We start from the raw sequence: 21,548 nt of genomic DNA, 5'->3' as shown, positions 1-21,548 counted from the left end.
GGCCGTCACCGGAACGCCCCTCGAGCCGCGTCCCGAAAACGGACAGACACTTTTATCCGCTCGTTGCCCCGAGAGAGCACAATGGGAATCGGGAACACACGGGTTGCGGTCGTCGCTGCGTTCGTCGCGCTTATCGTCCTCTCGGGGACCGTCGCCGGGACCGTCGGTGCGGTCGCCCCCGCTGCGGACGCCAACGGGACCGACGGAACGACGCTCGAGAGGCAAACGGCAAACGAGATAGCGCTCGAGGGACAGACGGCGGATGGGACAACACTCGAGGGACAAACGGCCTCGTCCCTCGAGACCGCGACCACCCAGGACGACGGCGACCTCGTCCAGGCGTGCGCCGCGAACCCGCCGGACGATTTCGCCGCACCCGCGGACGGAAACGAAACCATCGGCTGGTTCGACGGCTACTGGTACAACCAGCCCCTCGAAGTCGACGCCTCCGACGGTCTGACCCAGGCGGAACTCGAGAAGGTCAGCGCCCGGACGGCCGCCCGAATCGAGGCACTCCGGTGTCTCTCCTTCGAGACGCTGCCGCCGGTCGAAATCGTCGACCGCGAGACGTTCGCCGAGGAGAGCGCCGGTCAGTACGAGGACGTCGACCAGCGAACTCGACAGTTCGACAACGCCCAGTTCGAAACCCTGCTGCTCATCGGAAGCAACGACGACGCAGTCGACGTGCGCCAGGCCGACCGAAGCGCGACCGTCGGCGGCTACTACGACTACGTGAACGACGAAATCGTCGTCATCTCCGAAAACAGCGAGCAACTGCAACTCGACGAGGCCATCCTGGCCCACGAACTCGGCCACGCCCTCCAGGACCAGCACTTCCCGCTCGAGGAGTACGTCCGCAACACCACCGACCGCGACAACGCCGTCCTCGGCGTCATCGAGGGCGACACCCACCGGATGGAACAGCAGTACCTCGAATACTGCGAGAACGACCGGTGGAACGAGCCCTGTATCCTCGACGACGGCGTCGACGGAGGGGAGGGCGAGCAATCACAGGCGCCCCCGAACTGGGGGCTGTACTTCATGCAGTTCCAGCCCTACAGCGACGGCCCCTCGTTCGTCCAGTCGGTCCACGACGAGGGCGGCTGGGATGCCGTCAACGCCCTCTACGACGACATGCCCGACTCGGCCGTCGAAGTGATCTACCCCGAGCGCTACGGCGAGTTCGAGGCGAACGACCTCGATGTGCCCGACCGATCGAGCGACGACTGGGATCGACTTGCGTTCGAGGAAGGGCCGAATTACAACGTGATCGGGCAGGCAGGCCTCTCGGCGATGTTCATGGACCCCGCCTACGACGGGACGCCGGTCGTTCCCCCGGAATCGTTCCTGAATCTCGAGGCCAGCGGTGAGATCAACACGACCAATCCCCTGAACTACGACCTCGAGCCCACGAGCGGCTGGCAGGGCGACAAACTGTACGCCTACGAGAACGGTAACGGCGAGACGGCGACCGTCTGGGCCCTGGAGTGGGAAGACGCCAACGAGGCCGCCACCTTCGTCGAGACCTACGAGCGACTGATCGACGTCCGGGGTGGCGATCGCGTCGACGGCACCGCTCACACCTACGCGTTCGGCGATGGCTCCGAGTTCGACATGGCGCTGACGATCTACCCCGAGGACGACCGGCTCTTGATCGTCACCGCGCCCACCGTCGACGACCTGACGGCCGTCCACGACGACATCGAGGTGCTCGAGGACGGCGAGAGTCCGCTCCTGGACGGCAACGGCGAGACCGACGATTCAAACGACTCGAACGACTCCGAGAACGACGCAGACGGTGACGACTTGAGCGCCGACGAATCGACTGACGACAGCATTCCCGGGTTCGGAATTGGTGCCGCCGTGAGCACCCTGCTCCTCTCGTTCGCCGGGCTCGCTCGCTTCCGGCGGAATCGATAGGAACGCCTTACTCGCTGGCCGCCCTCGAGGGCGACAATGCGAACGCGCGGCCACTTCGTTCTCGTTACCGTCGGCCTCACCCTCCTCGTCGTCCTCGCCGGTTGTGCAGCCCCCTTGACGGCGCCGAGCGACGCGCCCGCCTCCGCCGAGCGCGACCTCGGAACGATCTACGGCTACAACGCGACGAGCACGCTCGACGTCGACGATCCCGCGCGATTGAGCCCGGCCGAACTCGAGGCCGTCACCTACCGCGCGATGGCCCGCCTCGAGGAAATTCGCGGGCTTCGCTACACTGAGAACGTCGAGGTCGAGGTGTGGTCCCGCGAGGAACTTCGCGAGTGGTACGGCGAGAGCGAGCCCGCGGATGCGTTCACGAACGAACTCTGGCGCGCCGCGTTCGTCGTCGACGGCGAGACCGACGTCAACGCGGCGTTCGACTCGCTCTACGGCGATTCTGTGCTGGGCTTCTACGTCGACGATCGAATCGTCGTCGTCACCGACGACCCCGACGCCGACCGTCTCCAGATCGATCGCACCACGCTCGTCCACGAACTCGCCCACGCCCTCCAGGACCAGCAGTTCGGCCTCGAGCGCCGGGGAACGACCGTCGACGCGCGCCGCGCGGAAAACGGCCTCATCGAAGGCGAGGCGACGTTGCTCGCCCACCGCTACGAGCAGCGGTGTCGCGACGATCCAGCGTGGGAGTGTCTCCCCGAAACGAGCGACGGTGGGCTCGAGGGAGACGGCGGGTCGAAGAGCGGCGGCGAGCCATCGGACGGTGACGACGCCGGCGAAACGAGCCGGTCGCTGAACGTCGGGCTCTACCTCTCGATCTACGCGCCGTACGCCGAGGGACCGACGTTCGTCCAATCGATCTACGACGCCGGCGGCTGGGATGCCGTCGACGCTGCGTTCACCAATCGACCGACGAGCACCAGCCAGCTCGTCCACCCCGAGCGCTACCCCGACGACCGGCCGGTCGACCTCGCGGTCGACGATCGCTCGAGCCCCGCGTGGTCGCCGATCACCGACGACAACGGCGAAACCCGAACCGAGACTGTCGGCGAGGCAACCCTCTTTGGAGCGCTGTGGGCCAACGGCGTCCTGGACCACTCGCTGCTCGAGGAGGGAAGCGAGTTATCGCCGTACAACTACTCACATCCCGCCACTGCGGGGTGGGCTGGCGACACGTTCGTCGCCTACGAGGCGACGGACGGTGGTTCGACCGACGACGAGATCGGAGCCACCGGACACGTCTGGGCCCTCGAGTTCCGAACGCCTGCGGCCGCCGACCGCTTCGCCAGCGCTTACGAGCGCGTACTCGAGAACCGGGGTGCGGAGGCGGTCGCGGGGAACGGGACGGGCGAAACGTACCGAATTGGCGACGACGAGCCCTTCGCCGGCGCCTATCGAATAGAGGTCGACGACACCCGCGTCGAGCTGGTCGGGGCGCCGACGGTCGGCGACCTCGAGGCGATACGACCGGCCGATCGGGCGGCTGTGACGGCCAGTTCGAGCCTCGATCGGGCGTCACCCGCCCCCACCGGGGTGCCGACCGCCCTGATCTCGAGGGTCGGGTAGCAGGCGACGGCGACGAAGTTTATAACCGAGCAGGGCATAGGACCGTTCGACCGAATGGAAGAGAGTATTTCGGGATTCAAAGTCCGCGGCGACTGGGGCGACGTCGTCGAACACGGCGAGCGAATTACCCAGGCCCTCCGCGAGGCGGGCGTCGACGATCCCGACCTCGACGCAGGCGCACGGTTAGCCCGCGCGTTCGAGGAGTGGGACGAGTGGCGACCCAAGGCCCACGAGCGCCTCGAGACCGAGGTCAGCGAGAAGACGGCCGAACAGGCCAGCGTCGAAGAGGGCAAGGGCGAAAAGGCCGGCAAAAATCCCGACGAGGACCTGAAAACGGCCGGCGAAAAGCTCTCCGCCTCCTACGAGGCGCTCGAGGCCGACGAGGCCGACGAGGCCGTCGACAGCTGGCGGGAGTCGGTCGATTACGTCGCGCGCGCGGCCGACACCGCCGGTCGAAAGGCGATTCGGCGTGTCGAGGACACCGTCTACCAGAAGGTGATGACCCAGCTCGCGCCGTACTACTTCGACAACGAACTCGTCAGCGCGAACATCCAGCAGAGCGGCCGGGGTAACGCCGATCGGTTCGTCTTCGAGGTGAACGTCAACGACGACGTCCTCAAGTCCGACGTCTCGGAGCTACTTGCCGAGTTCGAAGACGAGGTCGACCGCTGGCACGTCGAGACCGAGAAGGACACGGAACGAGCCGAGGCCGTCGAGGGCGTCGAACCGCCGCCAGAGCCCAGCGACGGGTCCCGGTCGACGACGAACTGACAGCACCGTTCGATCGATTCACCCAGCTCGACCGGACGACCGCTACTGATCACGCCCCACCTTCAGTATCAACACCTGCCAATCGCATCGCTCCGTCCCGGCCGTGTCCGCTGGAAGCGGGCCCGGAGGTCGGCACACACTTGTATCCCCTTCGAGAATACGCGGGCAGATGGTCGAGATTGCGACTCTCCTGACCTTCGCCCTCGCCGCCCTCGCCAGCCTCTTCATGGCCTGGGCGATCGGCGCCGGCTCGAGCGGCTCCACCCCGTTTGCCCCGGCCGTTGGCGCGAACGCCATCTCGGTGATGCGAGCGGGCTTTCTGGTCGGGTTACTCGGATTCGCCGGTGCCGTCTTGCAGGGCGCGAACGTCTCCGAGGCGGTCGGCGCGGAACTCATCGACGGGGTCGTCCTCTCGCCGGCCGCCGCGACTATCGGGCTATCGATCGCCGCCGTCCTGGTCGCCATCGGCGTCTTCACGGGCTACCCCATAGCGACGGCGTTCACGGTGACGGGGTCGGTTATCGGCGTCGGCCTCGCAATGGGCGGGGCACCGGCCTGGCCCAAATACCAGGAGATTGCCGCACTGTGGCTGCTCACGCCGTTCGTCGGCGGCGGTATCGCGTACCTGATCGCCCGGCTACTCCGGGACGAGCCCGTCTCCGAGCGGACGCTCATCGTCGGCCTCGCCGGCCTCATCGGCGTTCTCCTCGCGAACATCGAGTTCGCCGCCTTCGGCGGGGCCGGCGAGAGCGCGTCGCTGGCACTCACAGTGGGCAACGCCGTTCCGGGTCCCGCACTCGTCGGCCTCCTCGCAGTGACCGCTCTCGTCGCCGTCTTCTGGGCGCTCCTCTTCTGGATCGACACGCGCGAGACGATCGAACGTGGGGAGCGACACTTCCTGCTCGTCCTCGGGGGACTGGTCGCATTCTCGGCGGGCGGCAGCCAGGTCGGTCTAGCAATCGGACCACTGATACCACTCTCGGGCGACCTCGAGATACCTCTCACGGCGCTGCTGGTCGGCGGCGGCGTCGGCCTCCTGGTCGGCTCCTGGACGGGCGCCCCGCGGATGATCAAGGCGATCTCCCAGGACTACTCCTCGCTCGGACCTCGTCGCTCGATCGCCGCGCTCATCCCCTCGTTCGCCATCGCGCAGACGGCCGTACTCTACGGCATCCCCGTCTCGTTCAACGAGATTATCGTTAGCGCGATCATCGGGAGCGGCTACGCCGCCTCGAGCGCCGACGGCGGCGGGGTGAGCGCCCGAAAGATGGGGTTGACCGTGCTGGCGTGGGTGCTCTCGCTGGCCGGGTCGGTCGTCCTCTCGTACGCGGGCTTTCGACTCGCTGACTGGGTCATCCTGTGATCGGACGCGGATCGAACGGATTTTGGTCGCTCGGGCCTGACATCGAGTATGGCAGACGCCCAGCCGATCCAGTGGCGGCGGGACGCGACGACCTCGCGCGCGGTGCGAGCGCTCTGGGCGTTCGGCGTCGGGACGTTCTTCGCGGTCATCTCGATCGTCGCCGTCTGGCGGGTATTCGACCTGCTCGGACAGGCCGGATCGACCATCCTCTCGGCGACCGTCGCCGGCACCGGGTTCGATCTGACGAGTCCACAGGCCGTCCTCGTCGCCGGCCTCCTCGGCCTCGCCGCGTCGATTCTCGCCCTCGCCGCAAGCGCCCACAGGCAGGCGCACATCGAGCGATTCTTTGCAGGTCTTCCGCTTCCGGTGTCGACTCCCAGCGAGCGCGGCCTCCAGCGAGCGATAGACGCCGCCCTCGGCACGCTCGCCATGGTCGGCGTCGTGGGCGCACTGATGCTCGCCGGCCGTCTCGTCTCTCAGGGCGACCTGCTCGCCGTTGGGGCCGGCCCGTTCACGTTTCTCGCCGCGTTCACGCTCCCGCTCGCACTGATCGCGCTCGTCGGCTCCTCGTTCCTGCGCTCCGTGGGGACCATTGACGCCGACGAGGGCGCCATCTACCTCCACGATCCCGAGGAACGGATCGCCCTCGAGCACCTCCAGGACGCGTCCGTACGAACGGTAGGCGACACCGCAATCGTCACCCTCGAGTACGCCACCCCCGAGGGGCGGTACGTGCCCGGCCCGCGGCGACTGGTCGTCCCGCCGGTCGTGGCGCAGGAACTCGAGCTTCTGGTTGGGCGGTCGCGGTAGCGCGGGATTCGGTTCCGATGTTCGAGCGTCTTTCCTCATCGCTCGAGTGTACCCCGTCATCGTCCAATGTTCGAGCGTGCCTCATCTCCGGTGTTCGAGCGTGTGCCTCATCTCCGGTGTTCGAGCGTGCCTCGTCGCTCGATGTTCGAGTATGCCTCCCCATCGTTTCGGCATTCGAAGTGCCTCCACACGACAGAACAGGGCCGCTTCGCGGGTCGGGTCCGTCGATCCGACCGATCACTCGTCTTCGATCGGTACGCTCTCGTCCGTGTCCGCGTTCTCGTCTCCGTTCCCGTTCCCGCCTCTGTTCCCGCTTCCATCGCCACCGTCGCTATCGTCACGAGGCTCGTCCCCGTCCATATCGGCCGCTTCTTCGTCATCCTCGAGGCCCAGTTTCTCGAGTCGGGCCTTCATGATCCGGGTGTTTTCGACCTCTTCGACGGTGATCTCGACGCCGCCGTCCTCGTCGTACATGATGGTTTCGCCCTCCTCCACCAGGCGCCCGGCACGGTTGAAGATGAACCCCGCGATGGTCTCGAACTCCTCGCCCTCCGGAAGTTCGATGCCGAGGGCCTCGTTGACCTCCTCGATGTTGACCTCGCCGCGGACGACGACGGTGTCCTCGTCGACCTCCTCGACCGGTTCCTCCTCGCCGCCCTCGAGGATCTCGCCGACGATCTCCTCGACCATGTCCTCCATCGTCACCAGCCCCTCCGTGGTGCCGAACTCGTCGATGACGATGGCCATATGCATCCGGTTTTCGCGCATCTCACCCAGCAGTTCGTCGACGTTCTTCGACTCCGGCACGTGCAGCGTCGGACGAATAACGTCGTCCATCGTGAGATCCGTCGACTCGCCGTAGTTCAGATCCCGGACGAGGTCCCGGATGTGGACGACCCCCTGGACGTTGTCCAGGCTACCCTCGTAGACCGGGATCCGGGCGTGACCACTCTGGATGCTCGTCTCGATTGCCTCGTCGATGCCGGCATCTCGCGGCACGGCCGTCATGTCGAGTCTGGGCGTCATCACCTCCTTGACGATGGTGTTGTTGAACCGGAAGATGCGGGTAAGCATCTCGTGTTCTTCCTCCTCTAAGACGCCCTCGCGCTCGCCGGATTCGATCATCTCCTGGATCTCGTCGCGGGTGACGTAGGGCGTCTCGATAGCGCCGGTCGCCGAGCCGGTCAGGCGGTTGATCTGGCGGGTGAGGTAGTCGAAGAGGACGACGAGCGGGTAGAGCAAGTACTCGGTCGCCTTGAGCGGTTTCGCCGTCCGAACGGACCAGGTTTCGGTGTGCTCGACGGCGTAGGACTTGGGAGCGCTTTCCCCGAACAGGAGGACGATGGCGGTGATGCCGAAAGTCGCGATCAACACGCCCACGAGGCCGCCGAAGTGGATGGACAGGACAGCGGTTGCGATGGACGACATGGCGATGTTGGCCACGTTGTTGCCGACCAGAATAGTTACGAGGAGGCGGTGTGGATCGGATTTGAGCGCTTGTACCCGTTCCGCACCGGGGACGCCCTCCTCGACCATCCCCTCGACGCGGTGTTTCGGCAGGGAGAACATCGCGATCTCCGATGAGGAGAAGAAGGCGGAGACCCCGATGAGCAAGATCACGGTGATCCCACCGAGGATCGTCACGATCGATTCGTCTATCTCCAGCCCCAGTCCTGGGACCGTGTACGCGAACACGACCGCTTCGAACAGCGAATACACCATTAACTCCCTGTGTGTTATCACCGGACTGATTAACGTTTTACCCTTTTGAGCCCCGACACCGTTTTTGCACTCGTCTCCCAATCGGGAGCTATGTCAACTCCGACCGACTCGCCGCGAACGCTGTACCGACTGCAAGGGTGTCCCTACTGCGAACGAGTCGTCTCCCGACTGCAGACATACGGCCTCGAGTACCGATCGCGCTTCGTCGAACCGATGCACTCGCGCCGGAACGCGGTCAAGCGCGAGGCCGGGGTCCGGTCGGTTCCCGTCCTCGTCGACGAGGAAACCGGAGTCACGATGGCCGAGAGTGCGAACATCGTCGACTACCTGGATTCGGTTTACAGTGACGGCGCTGGAGGGACTGTAGACGCTGCAGGCGCTGTGGAAAGCCGGGGTGACGACTAGTGGTCGACTTCGACGTCGTCGACCTCGGCCCGGCCGATCACCCCGAAACGGGAACGGCAGCGCCGGGCTTCACCCGACCGTTCGTCTCGAGTGAGTTCTGGGAGGATCGGTCGCTGTCCGACCTCGCGGCCGAGGAGGGTGGTGCAGTCGTCGTGTTCACCCCAATGATCGGCTCGTTCGTCGCCCAGTACGTCTGGACGGAACTCGCCGAGCGTGAGTGGGACGAACGCGCCCGCGTCGTCGGCGTCTCCGCTGCGAACCCCTACGGCATCGCCGGCTTCCTCGAGGAGCGTGATCTGCCGTTCGAGATCGCCGCCGATCCGGGCAACGACGTCGCCGAAGACTACGGAATCGCCCACGACCTGGACGGCATGGCCGGCCTCGGCGAGCCGCGAGTCGCTTTCTTCGCCGTCGATGCCGACCTCACGGTGACGGGGTCGTGGGTCGCCACCGAGTGGCCCGAGTTCCCCGACTACGACGCTCTCGAGGAGACGCTGGGACTCGAGTAGCGTACGGGCGCCCAGAAACTGTCCAGCAACCGGCCGTACGAACGCTCGAGTGCCCGAGCGCCGCAGAAACCGGTCCGGTACGAACGCCCGAGCGTCCGCTCACCGCGAGTCGAGGCCCGGATAATCCACGATGATCCCGTCGACACCGACCGATCGCAACTGGTCGAACTGGATCCAGGTGTCGACCGTCCAGACGTTGATCGCTCGTCCCTCGTCGCGAGCGACGTCGAGCAGGTCGGCCGTCGGCAGGGTCCTCGAGTCCCTCGAACCCGTCGAATCCGTCGGCAGCACCGTCCCGGCGATCGCATTTCGCGGCGGATGAATCGCCTCGCAGTCGTATTCGCGGGCGATCTCGAGGCCCATCTCGAGGTCGTCTTCGACGAGCGCGCCGATGGGATACTCGGGTGCCACGTTCCGGGTAGCCGCGAGCGCACCGACACAGAACGACGAGAAGAGCACATCGCCGGCGAAGCCGTCACAGACATCGACGACGCGCTCGACGAACGGCTCCCAGATCTCTCGGCGTCCGTCGTGCACACTCGACGACAGCAACTCCGCCGGACGGATCGACGGCGTCCCCGGATTCTTGAGTTCGACGTTGACGCCGACGCCGGGGCCGACGGCCTCGAGGAATGCCTCGAGGGTCGGGACCGCCTCGTCCGTCTCCAGGACGCGAGCGTTCGAGAGGGCTTCGAGAGTCTGTTCCCACACCAGCCCCTCGGAATCGGTGAGCGGACGCCCGTCGCGGGTCCCCTCGAGTCGGTCGTCGTGAATCACGACCGGCGTTCCGCAGGCGGCGGCCTGGACGTCGATCTCGATCATGTCCGTCGAGGGGTGCTCGCTGGCGACTCGTGCCGCCTCGATCGTGTTCTCGGGGGCGACGCCGGCGAATCCGCGGTGAGCGATGACCGCTGGCTCGGGCATGGCTGGCAGGATGGCCGGAGACGTGTTGTAGGTTCCGAGTCCGAACTACTCGCGAAGCGTCGCCAGCGTCGCCGCCGCCTCGTGGGCCGCCTCGAGGCACGCCTTCGCGTACCGTGGGTCGTCGGCCTCGGCGGCCGCCCGCGAGAATCGCTCGAGCGCAGTCACGAGTGCGTCGGTTCCGGCCTCGAGGTCGTTGCCGACGTCGATACCCGACCCAGGACCGCTTGACGAGACGGCCGACGGCGCTCGACTGGTTTCGGCGGTTTCGGGGGTGTCGGCCGTCTCGCGAGGGCCCCCCGGTCCTGGCCCCTCGTTCACCGTGCTGGAAGTGGCACGGGTTTCAGGCGTCGCGTCCGATCGGTCTGCGTCGCCAGCGTCGACGCTCGAGGCCGCGTGCTCGGGGTCGTTCGCGCCTCCCGTCTCCTCGGCAGGTACCTCGCTCGAGGGGTGTTCGTTCACGCTCGTCCCTCCAGTCGACCCCGCTGTCGTGGCGCGGTTCTCGTCGCTTGCACCGTGGTCGACCGACGCTTCAACGCCCTCTGGCCCGCCGTGACAGCTCGGGCAGAACGTAGTCCCCTGGTAGCGAAAGAGGGGATCACCGCAGACGTCGCAGTGGGTGTTGGTCATCGTGGCCCCCTTGAGCAGGAGGTCGCTCATCCGCTGGGTCGCCTCGCGGTCGGCCTCGTCGCGCTCGTACTTCTTTCGAAGCTTCTCGCGTTCGGCTTCCTTATCGAAGTCGCTCATATCCGGTGTGTGGGGGCCAAACGTCCAAAAAGCTACGGACTGGCACCGGATTCGAAGCCGAGTCGCCTTGCCCGCTCACTCCACTCGGCGATACATTCCCTTCGAGGCCGGCCGGGTCTCCTCGAAACCGAACCGCTCGTAGAACCCGTCGACGTCGGCCAGCAGGTTGACGTACGCTGACTCGGGCGCCGTCCCCTCGATGTAAGCCCACAGTCGGTTCATAATGTGCGTGCCCAGCCCCCGCCCCTGGTGATCGGGGTGGACGGCCATGTCTGAAATGTGATAAACTGCCCCATCGTCGCCGACGATGCGACCCATGCCGACCGGTTCGCCCGAGGGGTCGTGGATCACGTGCACCGCGAACACCGAATTCGCGAGGCCGCGCTCGACGGCCTCGAGCGATCGCGGGGCCATGTCCGCGGCCTCCCGGAGGGCGACTAACGCTTCGGGGTTCGGCGGCCGGGGAATGAGGGTGTACGGCCCCGGGAGGCCGGCTTCGAGCCCCTCGACCCACTCGGCCCCTTCAGCCCCCTCGGCTGCCGCGCCGGTCGTCTCACCGAGCACCGCTCGTTCGACCGCGTCGACGGCCGCAGTCGGCGTCTCGACGGTCTCGACGCCGGGAACGTCGTGGGTTTCGAGACCGACGACCGGGCGACCGTATACGAGGGCAAAGCCGATCTCCGAGAGCGTTCCAGGGCCGCCGGAAAGTGCGACAAGCGCGTCGCCGTTCAGCGGGACGAGCGCGTTCCGGGCGTGGCCCATTCCGGTCGCGATAACCGTCTCGACGAAGGGATTCGCATCCGCGCGCTCGCTCGAGGGGAGGATGCCGATGGTTTCGCCGCCGACCTCGCTCGCGCCGCGACAGACCGCCTCCATCGTTCCGCCGCGGCCGCCGCAGACGACCGCGTGGCCGCGCCGGCCCAGTTCGCGACCGACCGTGACCGCCCGTTCGGTCTCCTCGTCCGTGATCGACCCGCCGCCGATGACGCTGACGCGCATACTCGAGGGAGGGGTTCGAGCGACCAAGGCTGGTTCGGTTCCCGACGAATGCCAGCGACTCGAAGCGTGTCCGCCCACGGAGTTCGGCCGCCTGGACGGCTTCTCGAACCCGTCTTTCCGACGGATTTAACGCCCTGGCAGGTGACGAGGAACGTGGTATGACAAAAGTGAGCGTGGTCGGCGCGGCCGGCACCGTCGGGGCTGCAGCGGGCTACAACATCGCACTGCGTGGGATCGCTGACGAACTCGTCTTCGTCGACATTCCGGACAAGGAAGACGACACGGTCGGCCAGGCGGCCGACGTCAACCACGGCGTCGCCTACGATTCGAACACGGTCGTCCGCCAGGGCGGTTACGAGGACACCGCGGGATCGGACGTCGTCGTCATCACGGCCGGCATCCCCCGCCAGCCCGGCCAGACCCGGATCGACCTCGCGGGCGACAACGCCCCGATCATGGAGGACATCGGCTCCTCGCTCGCCGAACACAACGACGATTTCGTGACGATCACCACATCGAACCCGGTCGACCTGCTGAACCGGCACCTCTACGAGACGGGGGATCGAAGCCGGGAGCAAGTGATCGGCTTCGGCGGCCGCCTCGACTCCGCCCGGTTCCGGTACGTCCTCTCCCAGCGCTACGACGTCCCCGTCCAGAACGTCCAGGCGACGATTCTCGGCGAACACGGCGACGCACAGGTTCCCGTGTTCTCGAAAGTGCGCGTCGACGGCGAGGATCACTCGTTCTCGGACGACGAGAAGGAAGAGATCCTGAACGAACTTCAGACCTCTGCGATGAACGTCATCGAGAAGAAAGGCGCCACCGAGTGGGGGCCCGCCGCCGGCGTCGCTCACATGGTCGAGGCCGTCCTCCGTGACACCGGCGAAGTGCTGCCCGCCAGCGTCGTCCTCGAGGGCGAGTTCGGCCACGAGGACACCGCCTTCGGCGTCCCCGCGAAACTCGGCTCGAACGGCGTCGAAGAGGTCGTCGAGTGGGACCTCTCGGCCTACGAGCGCGAACAGCTGGGAGAGGCCGCCGAAAAGCTCACCGACCAGTACGGGAAGATTGCCTGAAACGGCCTCGAATCGCGTTTTGACGACGAATTTCGAGAGTGGACTCGATAACAGGGAGCGACAGGAGTGGAATCCGACTCAACGAGCGAATGAAGGGGACGATCGCGTCACCGAGAGAGCCGAACCAGCCGTCCTCGAGAGACCGCAACTGGCTTCTCAGAACGGGCCGCCGCCACCCATACCGCCCATGCCGCCGCCACCCTGCTGTTGCATCTGCTGCATCATCCGTTGCATCTCCTTGTCCGATCCCATTCCCTGGAACTGCTTGAGGGTCCGTTCCATCATCTTGAACTGCTGGAGGAGTTCCCGAACGCTCTCCTCCGAGGTCCCGGAACCGCGAGCAATCCGGCGAATCTGATCGGCGCCGATCGCCCGCGGGTACTCCTTCTCGGCGTCGGTCATCGAATCCATGATTACCTCGAAGGTCCGCATCCGATCCTGGGTGACGTCCATCGCGTCGTCGGGCAACTGGTCCTTGATCCCGCCGCCGAAGCCGGGGATCATGTCGAGCACCTGATCGAGGGGGCCCATGTTGTTCATCGCCTCCATCTGCTTTTGCATGTCCTTCAGCGTGAACTGTCCCTCGAGCATGTCCTCGGGGTCCCAGTCGTCTTCCTCCTCGCCGGTATGTTCCATCGCGCGCTCGACGCGCTCGGCGAGCTGGGCGAGGTCGCCCATCCCCAGAAGTCGGGAGATAAACCCGTTGGGTTCGAAGCGCTCGATGTCCTGGACCTCCTCGCCGGTCCCGAGAAAGGCGATGGAGGAGTCCGTCTGGTCGACCGCCGTCAGGGCGCCACCACCCTTCGCCGTTCCGTCGAGTTTGGTGATGACGACGCCGTCGATGCCCACAGACTCGTCGAACTGCTGGGCCTGGTCTTTCGCCCCCTGACCGATCGCGGCGTCGAGCACCAGCAGGCCGACGTCGGGGTCGACCACGTCCTCGATGTCCTCGATTTCGTCGATCAGATCGTCCTCCAGGGCGTGGCGACCTGCCGTGTCGACGATGTGAACGTCGGCCTCACTCGTCGCCTCGAGGCCGTCGCGGGCGATCTGGACCGGGTCGTCGCCGTCGGGGTCGCCGTAGAAGTCGACCTCCGCGCGGCGGCACATCTCTTTGGCCTGCTCGTAGGCACCGGGCCGGAACGTGTCGGTCTGGATCACGGCGGGCCGGAGCCCCTTCGTCGAGAACCACCACGCCATCTTCGCGGACGTAGTCGTCTTCCCCGACCCCTGGAGCCCCGCCAGCAGGATGGTCTGTTCCTCGAGGGGCAGGTCGGTCGACTCGCCGATGAGATCAACCAGTTCCTCGTAGACGATGCGGAGGACGAAATCGCGGGCGGGCGTTCCCGCTGGCGGCTCCTCCTCGAGCGCGCGGGTCTTGATGTTGTCCGAGAGCTCCATCACGAGGGAGACGTCGACGTCGGCCGACAGCAACGACCGCTGAATCTCCTTGACGACCTCCTCGACGTCCTCCTCGGAGATGCGTGACTTGCCGCGGAGTTTGTCGAGGGTGCCTCGGAGGGAACTTCCGAGATCGTCGAGTACCATTTGCATGCCGATAGGCGACGATGCGGTTAAAGCCTTGTCCGTTGGCCGCAGTCACAGCGCCGCCAGTTCGTCAGGCGCGCCAAAGGCGTGAATCCGGTCGCCTGCGCGAATCGGTTCGCGGCCCGCCGGGAACGGGTGGAGGCCGTCGTCGCGTTCGATCACCAGGACGGTTCCCGGAACCCACTCGACGAACTCGCCTTCGAGGTCGTTCCCGGGCTCGACCGTTCGCGTCGAAATTGTCTCTGGCGCGCGCTGGATCTGCCGAACCAGTTCTCGTCCGTCGTCGGAGTTCGCAGCCCGGATCGCGAGCCGGTAGCGGTGCTCGTCCTCGATATCCGCCGCCACACTGGCCTCGACGAGGATCGTCGCGGTAGGGCCGTCGACCCCGCACAGAACGCCCGTCGCGACGAGGCGACCGTCCTCGTCCCGGACCTCGAGGGGATCCCCGTCGCTCGCCGACTCGGCGTTCCGATTCTGGGCATTGTCTGCACCCGGTGTGACGCCGTTCCGTCGGGGCTCGAGGCCCGTCTCGGCGTCGAAGCGCTGGGGGCCATTCCCGAGGTGGAGGCGTCCTCGCCGCTGACCGCAGATGCTGCCACCGACGCGTTCGACCGCGTCGTCGACCGATTCGAGCGATTCGGGTTGACGACCGCCGGAAATGCCGACCGTGGACGACTCTCCTTCGGCGTCGACGGGGTCGACCGTGCGCTCGGCGGTGGCGTTCCGGCCGGATCGATCGTGACGCTGATGGCGCCACCCGCGAGCCAGGTCGAACACCTCCTCTACGGAGTTACGGCCGTTCGCGGCACGCTGTACATCGTAACCGATCGTTCGAAGGCGCAACTCGAGCGGGCGATTCGGCGGACGCCCCGGCGGACGGGGACGCCAACGATTCGATCGCTTATGGGCGAGCATACCGAGGACGACCTGGACCGGGTCCTCGAGTTACTGGAGAAGCTACCGGAGGGGGCGACGGTGATCGTCGACGTCGTGGATGCCCTCGAGCGGGCGGATTGACGAGTCTATCGAGAGTTTCTCTCGTCGGTGGCCGAACGAGTGGTCGAGACAGAGAGCGTGGTCGTCCTGTACGGTCTGTGTGACGGCCACGAGCCACGGAACCGGCGGCTGACGGTACAGGTATCGGACGTAGTGTTCGAGGTCTCGTCGCCGAATCGTGGTGGTGTCGTAGGAACCGATCCGCGGGTACGGGTCAGCAAGTGTCGTTTCGGGCGTACGATTGCCGAACCCGCCACCGGTGAACGGGGGTCGCTCGAGGAGCCGACGGCCACTGGAAACGAGGGTGATCCCGTCGAGTCCGATTGACTCTGGGACGGGTGATTCGGTGACTCGAGCGGTGCCGGTGTCGTCGGTCGAGTCCAGGTGGTATCGGCGAGTCCAGGCGGTGCTGGTCGGGTACAAGCGGTGTCCTCGGTCGGAGTACAGTATCAGGCCTCCCGCTCGAGCACCTCGACGCCGACCAGCGTGTCACCCGTGAGCGCCCGAACGTAGGCGCCGCCCGCGATGGAGACGTGAGAGAAGTCGGCCTCGTCGAGCCCGTACAGTTCGATAGCCCGTGAGGTGTCGCCGCCGCCGACGACCGAGAAGCAGTCGGTTTCGGCGATGGCCCCGAGGATCTCGACGGTCCCGTCCGCGAAGCGCTCGTCCTCGAAGACGCCCAGTGCGCCCTTCACGAAGACCGCCTCGGAGTCCTGGACGAGGTCGGCGTACGTGTCGGCGGTGTCGCTGCCCACGTCGAGGTAGGAGGTGTTCTTCTCGAGACCCTCGACGTCGGTTTCGGCGCGGTCACCGTCGTCGCCTTCGTAAGCGAGGTCCGTCGCGAGGGTGAGTCGGTCGCCGTAGGTCTCGAGGATGCGCTCGATGGTGTCAGCCTGGTCGCCCCACTGGTGGTCGAAGAACTCGGTGCCGTCGACGTCGTAACCCACGTCGTGGCCGGCCGCCCGGAGGAAGAGCTCGCCGACGATGCCACCCAGGCAGAAGCGGTCGACCGTCTCGTCGACCTGCTCGATGACCGGGATGAGGTCCTCGGCCTTGGTTCCGCCCAGTACCATCGTCACGGGGCCGTCGAACTCGCGGTCCTGGATGGCGGAGTTGGCGGTGTACTCGGCGTCCATCACCGGCCCCGCGTAGGCGTCCATCACGAGGGGGAAGCCGACGAGAGAGGCGTGGGCGCGGTGGGCCGCCGAGTAGGCGTCGTTGACGTAGGCGTCGAAGTGCGGGGCGAGGGTTCGTACGAACTCGCTGTCGGCGTGTTCCTCGGGGTCCTTCTCGGGGAGTTCGTCTTCGCACATACGGACGTTCTCGAGCACCAGGACGTCGCCGGCCTCGAGGTCGTCGATGGCCTCGAGGGCCGCCTCGCCGTAGGTGTCGGCGACGAAGTCGACGGGTCGGTCGAGGTGGCCGGCGAGGATTTCGGCGTGACTCTCGAGGGAGATGAACGTGTCCCGACCGGGTCGGCCCTGGTGAGCCATGATGGCGACGGCGTGGTCGTCCTCGAGCAGCGCGCGAATCGAGTCGGCGTGGCGAGCGAAGCGACGGTTGTCCTGGGCACGGCCGTCCTGGACGGGCGCGTTGAGGTCGACGCGGACGAGCAGTCGTTGGCCGGGTTCGATGTCGTCGATGGTGTCGAACATATCCGTACGCGCGTCACGCGATCGCTTAAAAGGGACGGAATTACCAGGTGTTTCGTCCGGACCGTCGCGAACGACGACTCGAGTGGGGCTACTGCGTCGGGGCTTCCGCTTCAGCCTCGTCCTCGGCGATCACGTACGTCGCGAGGTCGAGCATGCGGTTCGAGAAGCCGTACTCGTTGTCGTACCACGTGAGGATCTTCACGAGACCGTCCTCGAGCACCATCGCGGACTCGAGGTCGACGTACGAGGAGAACGGGAGGCCGACGATGTCCCGGGAGACGATTTCCTCGTCGGTGTAGCCGAGCACGCCGGCGAGGTCGCCGTCGGCGGCTTCGCGGATGGCGGCCTCGAGGTCCTCCCTGGTGACGTCGGCCTCGAGATCGACCGTCAGGTCGGTGATCGAGCCGTTGGGGACGGGGACGCGAATCGCCATGCCGTCGAGTTTCCCCTCGAGTTCGGGGAGGACTTCGGTCGTGGCGATGGCGGCGCCGGTCGTCGTGGGGATGATATTCTCGGCGGCGGCGCGACCGCGGCGGCGCTTCGATTCGGGGCCGTCGACGAGCGACTGCGTGCCGGTGTAGGCGTGGACCGTGGTGAGCAGGCCCGAGGCGATGCCGAACTCCTCGTCGAGTACCTTGGCGACGGGGGCGACGCTGTTCGTGGTACAGGAGGCGTTCGAGAGGATGTCCTCGCCCTCGTACTCGTCGTGGTTGACACCGTAGACGAACATCGAGACGTCCTTCTCGCCCTTCGGGGGTGCGGAGATGATGACCTTGTCGGCGCCGGCCTCGATGTGCATGGCAGCGTCGTCGTGGGAACGAAATAGGCCGGTCGCCTCGAAGGCGACGTCGACGTCGAACTCCTCCCACGGCAACTCGGTGGGGTCGCGCTCGTTGAGCAGTCGAATCTCCTGGTCACCGACGAATAGGGTGTCATCGTCGCGCTCGACGACGTCGAGTCGACCGTGGACGGAGTCGTACCGGAGCAGGTACTCCATGTCGTCGTTGTCCATCACGTCGTTGATGGCGACGATTTCGATCCCGTCGTACTCGAGGGATGCGCGCAGGACGTTCCGACCGATTCGGCCAAATCCGTTGAGGCCGACGCGAACCACGCCGTCCGTGGAAGTGTCTTCGGCGAATGAATGTTCACTCATATCTGAGTACTAAGCTATCCAGGGTTAAAGTAGTTGCCCTGGCCCTCGACACCGTCCAACGTACCTCGGGATCGATACGAACAGGCAGAGCGTAATTAACACCAGGAGTTTTCGAGCGTTCTATCACACGGGATCGACGTGCTGGAGGGTCGATATCGGAGTGGCTAAACCCCATTTATGAAAAAATTAAAAGATATGTGTTCGGCTGTGAGTGTCGTTACCAACCCGATGCTGTACGTCGATTATTCGCTAGAGTACTCAATTACGAGTTAACATCTATCAGTCTGTCCGAAACAATTATACCCGTCGCCGGTGGAGTGGACCTCGTATGCTCCGCGTCGGAATCAACGGATATGGAACCATCGGGAAACGCGTCGCGGACGCCGTCACGGCGCAGCCCGACATGGAACTCTGTGGCGTCGCCAAGGTCAGTCCTGATTACGTCGCCATCGGCGCCGTCGAGGCCGGCTACCCCCTCTACGTGGTCGACGAAACGCGGATCGATGAGTTTCGTGAGATCGGTGTCGACGTCGCCGGCACCGTCGACGAACTCGTCGAGGAAAGCGACGTCGTCGTCGACGCAACGCCCTCCGGGATCGGTGCCGAAAACCGCTCGCTCTACGAGCGCCACGACACGCCCGCGATCTTCCAGGGCGGCGAGGACGCTACCGTCGCCGAAGTGAGTTTCAACGCCCGCGTGAACTACGACGAGGCCGAAGACGCCGACTACGTCCGCGTCGTCTCCTGTAACACGACCGGACTCTCCCGACTCGTTGCCCCGCTCCAGGAGGCCTACGGCATCGAGAAGGTACGAGCGACATTGGTTCGACGCGGCGGCGACCCGAACCAGACCGGACGCGGCCCGATCAACGACGCCGTCCCCGACCCCGTCTCCATCCCCTCCCACCACGGCCCCGACGTACAGACGCTCTTCCCGAAACTCGACATCGACACCATCGGCCTGAAGGTGCCGACGACGATGATGCACGTCCACGCCATCAACGTCACCCTCGAGAACCCGCCTGCGAGCGAAGACGACGTGCGCGACCTGCTGGCGGCCCAGGAGCGAACTATCATGGTCCCCGAGTACGCCCGCATCGACGGCGCCGGGACGCTCAAGGACATGGCGGCCGACGCCGGTCGACCCCGCGGCGACATCTGGGAGAACTGCATCTGGGAGGAGTCGGTCACCCTCCAGGGTTCGGACCTCTACTGCATGCAGGCGATCCACCAGGAGTCCGACGTCGTTCCCGAGAACGTCGACGCCCTGCGTGCAATCTCCGGTCACCTGTCGGGTCCCGAAAGTCGGTCGCTAACGAACGAGACGCTCGGCATCGGCTTCGGAGGGCTTCGCGACCGTCCGGTGAAGCGACTCGATACGCAGACGGCCGACGACTGATTGCTGGCGGCTGAACCAACGGCTGACGGCTGACAACCCGACGCTGACGACTGCCGACTACCAACCACGTTCCATTCTCCACCACGCCGTTTCACACCGAGTCGCCAGCGACAGCAGAGTCGCCGTCACTCGAGCACATCGATCCCGTTCTCAGGATCTCGCCTCGAGGAATACCTTTTTGCACCTGCCACTTCTAGAGTCCCTCATGCGCCGAGACGACCGCGACGAACCCTTTGACGACCTCTTTCGAGAGATTGAGCGGATGATGAACGACATGATGGCTGGCGGAGACGTCGGCTTCGAGTCGCGGACGGACACCGACGCCGGCTTCGGCGCCGACACCCACGTCGACGTTCACGACACCGAGGAGGAAGTCCGCGTCATCGCCGACCTCCCCGGCGTCGAAAAGCAGAACATCGAACTCGAGTGCGACGGCAAGACGCTCACCATCTCCGCCCGGAGTGACCACCGTGAGTACGACGAGCGCGTCTCCCTTCCCCGCCGGGTCAACGAACACACCGCCTCCGCGACCTACAACAACGGGGTGCTCGAGGTCGTTTTCGAACCCGCCGAGCAGTCCTCGGACATCAGTCTCGAGTAACCGGTCTCGCCAGCGGTCTCGGTACGCAGTCGACTTTTTCTCGGTCCGTGCGATCAGTTCCCCACCAGCGATTACCAGCGGTCACCAGCGGTCGGCGAATCACCTACGGTCGTCGAACGCAGACGCACGCGCAACGATCAGTGACTGCAACTGTAAACAGTTATCCGACTGCGCGCGCAACCCACCCACAAGATGGCCAAGGACGTCAAACCCACCCGGAAAGAGTTGATGCAGATCGAGGATCGCATCGACCTCTCCGAGCGCGGGCACGGGACGCTCGAGAAGAAACGCGACGGGTTAATCATGGAGTTCATGGACATCCTGGACCAGGCCCAGGACGTCCGCGGCGAACTCTCGGAGGACTACGAGCGCGCCCAGAAGACGATCAACATGGCGCGTGCGATGGAAGGCGACGTCGCCGTTCGCGGGGCGGCCGCCGCCCTCCAGGAACATCCCGAGATCACGACCGAGTCGAAGAACATCATGGGCGTCGTCGTCCCCCAGATCGAGTCCTCGAAGGTCACGAAGAGCCTCGACCAGCGTGGCTACGGGATCATGGGCACCTCCGCGCGCATCGACGAGGCCGCCGAAGCCTACGAGGACCTCCTCCAGAGCATCATCCTCGCCGCCGAAGTCGAGACGGCGATGAAGAAGATGTTGCGGGAGATCGAGACCACCAAGCGCCGCGTCAACGCCCTCGAGTTCAAACTCCTGCCCGACCTCTACGAGAACAAGGAGTACATCGAGCAGAAACTCGAGGAGCAAGAACGCGAGGAGATTTTCCGGCTCAAGAAGATCAAGGAGAAGAAAGAGGCAGAGGAAGACGAAGAGGAGGAACTCGCCCGCACCCAGCGCGACGCCGAGGAGCGCGAACCCGCGACCGCCAGCGGCGTTCCCGGCACCAACTGAGGACCAGTACCGTCTCGAAGATCGTCGACACGTGTTTTCATTTCGATGAACTGCTCCTGTGACGTCGACCCGATCACCTTCGTGGTTTCGCCCTCGCTTCGAGCCTACGCTCCCGAAGAGACCGACACGGCGGCAATCTGTCCGCACTGCCTTCGCGTCGAGCCCGCCAGCTCCGGGGCGGGCGATCCCGACTTCTCGCGCGTGAGTGCTTCGTTTCCGTCGGGCGACGCCGGCGTCGCGCTCGCGCTCGCGATCGGTCTCTGTGAGTCACTAGCGACGAACCGCACGAAACTCGAGGGCGTCCTCGAGGCGGTCGAGCGCCACGGGGCCGACCCACTGCTGGCCATCGATCGGGTGCTCGCCGAGCCGTCGGTCGAGCCAGAGGTCGACCTCGAGCGCCGACGTCATCAGCTCGAACAGCTGCTGTACTGATCGGGCGAGCGGCGCTGCGAGCCACGGGGCT

Annotated in this window: 22 protein-coding genes and 1 pseudogene; 13 read left to right on the top strand and 10 right to left on the bottom strand. The window is 65.7% G+C overall.

Going from position 1 to position 21,548, the window contains the following annotated elements; genetic code table 11:
- Nucleotides 1–81: 81 nt before the first annotated feature.
- From NGM15_RS14770 to NGM15_RS14750, 5 genes are all read left to right on the top strand, one after another.
- Complete coding sequence (locus NGM15_RS14770) at nt 82–1,920, top strand: Hvo_1808 family surface protein (RefSeq protein WP_253432525.1); 1,839 nt, start codon at nt 82–84, stop codon at nt 1,918–1,920.
- A 36-nt stretch (nt 1,921–1,956) separates the two neighbouring features.
- Entirely contained in the window at nt 1,957–3,501 is a 1,545-nt protein-coding gene (locus NGM15_RS14765; protein WP_253432523.1) for an Hvo_1808 family surface protein, read from the top strand.
- Nucleotides 3,502–3,555: 54 nt separating this feature from the next.
- A complete protein-coding gene (locus NGM15_RS14760; RefSeq protein ID WP_253432520.1) occupies nt 3,556–4,272 on the top strand; it encodes a DUF5828 family protein in 717 nt (238 codons plus the stop codon).
- Between the two features lie 169 nt (nt 4,273–4,441).
- Nucleotides 4,442–5,635, top strand: coding sequence for an inorganic phosphate transporter (locus NGM15_RS14755; protein ID WP_253432517.1), 1,194 nt, complete (start codon nt 4,442–4,444; stop codon nt 5,633–5,635).
- Nucleotides 5,636–5,683: 48 nt separating this feature from the next.
- Entirely contained in the window at nt 5,684–6,445 is a 762-nt protein-coding gene (locus tag NGM15_RS14750; RefSeq protein WP_253432515.1) for a hypothetical protein, read from the top strand.
- A 237-nt stretch (nt 6,446–6,682) separates the two neighbouring features.
- Here NGM15_RS14750 and NGM15_RS14745 read toward each other — a convergent pair whose 3' ends face one another.
- The gene (locus NGM15_RS14745) at nt 6,683–8,167 is read right to left on the bottom strand and encodes a hemolysin family protein (protein WP_253432512.1); all 1,485 of its coding nucleotides are present in this window, start codon (nt 8,165–8,167) and stop codon (nt 6,683–6,685) included.
- A gap of 90 nt (nt 8,168–8,257) precedes the next feature.
- On the opposite strand from NGM15_RS14745, the gene NGM15_RS14740 reads away from it, so the two are divergent.
- Both NGM15_RS14740 and NGM15_RS14735 read left to right on the top strand, forming a co-directional pair.
- Nucleotides 8,258–8,572 carry a glutaredoxin family protein gene (locus NGM15_RS14740; protein WP_253432510.1) on the top strand — a complete coding sequence of 105 codons (315 nt, stop codon included), beginning with the start codon at nt 8,258–8,260 and terminating at the stop codon, nt 8,570–8,572.
- On the top strand, nt 8,572–9,081 hold the full coding sequence (locus tag NGM15_RS14735; RefSeq protein ID WP_253432507.1) for a redoxin domain-containing protein: 510 nt from the start codon (nt 8,572–8,574) through the stop codon (nt 9,079–9,081). The genes NGM15_RS14740 and NGM15_RS14735 overlap by 1 nt, the downstream gene beginning before the upstream one ends.
- Nucleotides 9,082–9,180: 99 nt before the next feature.
- Here NGM15_RS14735 and NGM15_RS14730 read toward each other — a convergent pair whose 3' ends face one another.
- The 4 genes and pseudogenes from NGM15_RS14730 to NGM15_RS14715 form a co-directional block, all read right to left on the bottom strand.
- Nucleotides 9,181–10,005: a glycerophosphodiester phosphodiesterase gene (locus NGM15_RS14730; RefSeq protein ID WP_253432504.1), complete on the bottom strand. Its 825-nt coding sequence runs from the start codon at nt 10,003–10,005 to the stop codon at nt 9,181–9,183.
- Nucleotides 10,006–10,050: 45 nt separating this feature from the next.
- Nucleotides 10,051–10,749, bottom strand: coding sequence for an Sjogren's syndrome/scleroderma autoantigen 1 family protein (locus NGM15_RS14725; protein WP_253432501.1), 699 nt, complete (start codon nt 10,747–10,749; stop codon nt 10,051–10,053).
- Between the two features lie 75 nt (nt 10,750–10,824).
- Complete coding sequence (locus NGM15_RS14720) at nt 10,825–11,217, bottom strand: GNAT family N-acetyltransferase (RefSeq protein WP_253438126.1); 393 nt, start codon at nt 11,215–11,217, stop codon at nt 10,825–10,827.
- 84 nt (nt 11,218–11,301) lie between these two features.
- Nucleotides 11,302–11,748 (bottom strand): annotated as a pseudogene (locus tag NGM15_RS14715) (TIGR00725 family protein); the annotation flags it as partial.
- Nucleotides 11,749–11,906: 158 nt separating this feature from the next.
- On the opposite strand from NGM15_RS14715, the gene mdh reads away from it, so the two are divergent.
- Complete coding sequence (gene mdh, locus NGM15_RS14710; protein WP_253432498.1) at nt 11,907–12,821, top strand: malate dehydrogenase; 915 nt, start codon at nt 11,907–11,909, stop codon at nt 12,819–12,821.
- 156 nt (nt 12,822–12,977) lie between these two features.
- On the opposite strand, the gene NGM15_RS14705 is transcribed toward mdh, so the two are convergent.
- Nucleotides 12,978–14,369: a signal recognition particle protein Srp54 gene (locus NGM15_RS14705; protein WP_253432495.1), complete on the bottom strand. Its 1,392-nt coding sequence runs from the start codon at nt 14,367–14,369 to the stop codon at nt 12,978–12,980.
- Between the two features lie 51 nt (nt 14,370–14,420).
- Nucleotides 14,421–14,714: a hypothetical protein gene (locus NGM15_RS14700; RefSeq protein WP_253432493.1), complete on the bottom strand. Its 294-nt coding sequence runs from the start codon at nt 14,712–14,714 to the stop codon at nt 14,421–14,423.
- On the opposite strand from NGM15_RS14700, the gene NGM15_RS14695 reads away from it, so the two are divergent.
- A complete protein-coding gene (locus NGM15_RS14695) occupies nt 14,688–15,386 on the top strand; it encodes a DUF7125 family protein (protein ID WP_253432491.1) in 699 nt (232 codons plus the stop codon). The two genes, NGM15_RS14700 and NGM15_RS14695, sit on opposite strands and share 27 nt — an antisense overlap.
- Here the strand turns inward: NGM15_RS14695 and NGM15_RS14690 are convergent.
- The 3 genes from NGM15_RS14690 to gap all read right to left on the bottom strand — a co-directional run bounded on the left by NGM15_RS14690 (nt 15,327) and on the right by gap (nt 18,176).
- Nucleotides 15,327–15,788, bottom strand: coding sequence for a hypothetical protein (locus NGM15_RS14690; protein WP_253432488.1), 462 nt, complete (start codon nt 15,786–15,788; stop codon nt 15,327–15,329). The genes NGM15_RS14695 and NGM15_RS14690 overlap by 60 nt on opposite strands.
- Nucleotides 15,789–15,814: 26 nt before the next feature.
- A complete protein-coding gene (locus NGM15_RS14685) occupies nt 15,815–17,020 on the bottom strand; it encodes a phosphoglycerate kinase (protein WP_253432486.1) in 1,206 nt (401 codons plus the stop codon).
- 88 nt (nt 17,021–17,108) lie between these two features.
- A complete protein-coding gene (gene gap, locus NGM15_RS14680) occupies nt 17,109–18,176 on the bottom strand; it encodes a type I glyceraldehyde-3-phosphate dehydrogenase (RefSeq protein ID WP_253432484.1) in 1,068 nt (355 codons plus the stop codon).
- Nucleotides 18,177–18,504: 328 nt separating this feature from the next.
- Between gap and NGM15_RS14675 the strand changes: the two genes are divergently transcribed.
- From NGM15_RS14675 to NGM15_RS14660, 4 genes are all read left to right on the top strand, one after another.
- On the top strand, nt 18,505–19,575 hold the full coding sequence (locus NGM15_RS14675; RefSeq protein ID WP_253432481.1) for a type II glyceraldehyde-3-phosphate dehydrogenase: 1,071 nt from the start codon (nt 18,505–18,507) through the stop codon (nt 19,573–19,575).
- Nucleotides 19,576–19,780: 205 nt separating this feature from the next.
- Nucleotides 19,781–20,176 carry an Hsp20/alpha crystallin family protein gene (locus NGM15_RS14670; protein WP_253432479.1) on the top strand — a complete coding sequence of 132 codons (396 nt, stop codon included), beginning with the start codon at nt 19,781–19,783 and terminating at the stop codon, nt 20,174–20,176.
- 192 nt (nt 20,177–20,368) lie between these two features.
- The gene (locus tag NGM15_RS14665) at nt 20,369–21,085 is read left to right on the top strand and encodes a V-type ATP synthase subunit D (RefSeq protein WP_253432476.1); all 717 of its coding nucleotides are present in this window, start codon (nt 20,369–20,371) and stop codon (nt 21,083–21,085) included.
- A 45-nt stretch (nt 21,086–21,130) separates the two neighbouring features.
- Nucleotides 21,131–21,517 (top strand): DUF6276 family protein, encoded by a 387-nt coding sequence (locus tag NGM15_RS14660; protein ID WP_253432473.1) that lies wholly within the window; start codon nt 21,131–21,133, stop codon nt 21,515–21,517.
- The last annotated feature ends 31 nt before the right edge of the window (nt 21,518–21,548 follow it).

It is taken from the genome of Natronosalvus halobius (assembly GCF_024138145.1).
GTDB lineage: Archaea > Halobacteriota > Halobacteria > Halobacteriales > Natrialbaceae > Natronosalvus > Natronosalvus halobius.
The sequence above is the reverse complement of the archived record's forward strand: the minus strand, read 5'-3'. Positions and strand labels throughout refer to the sequence as shown.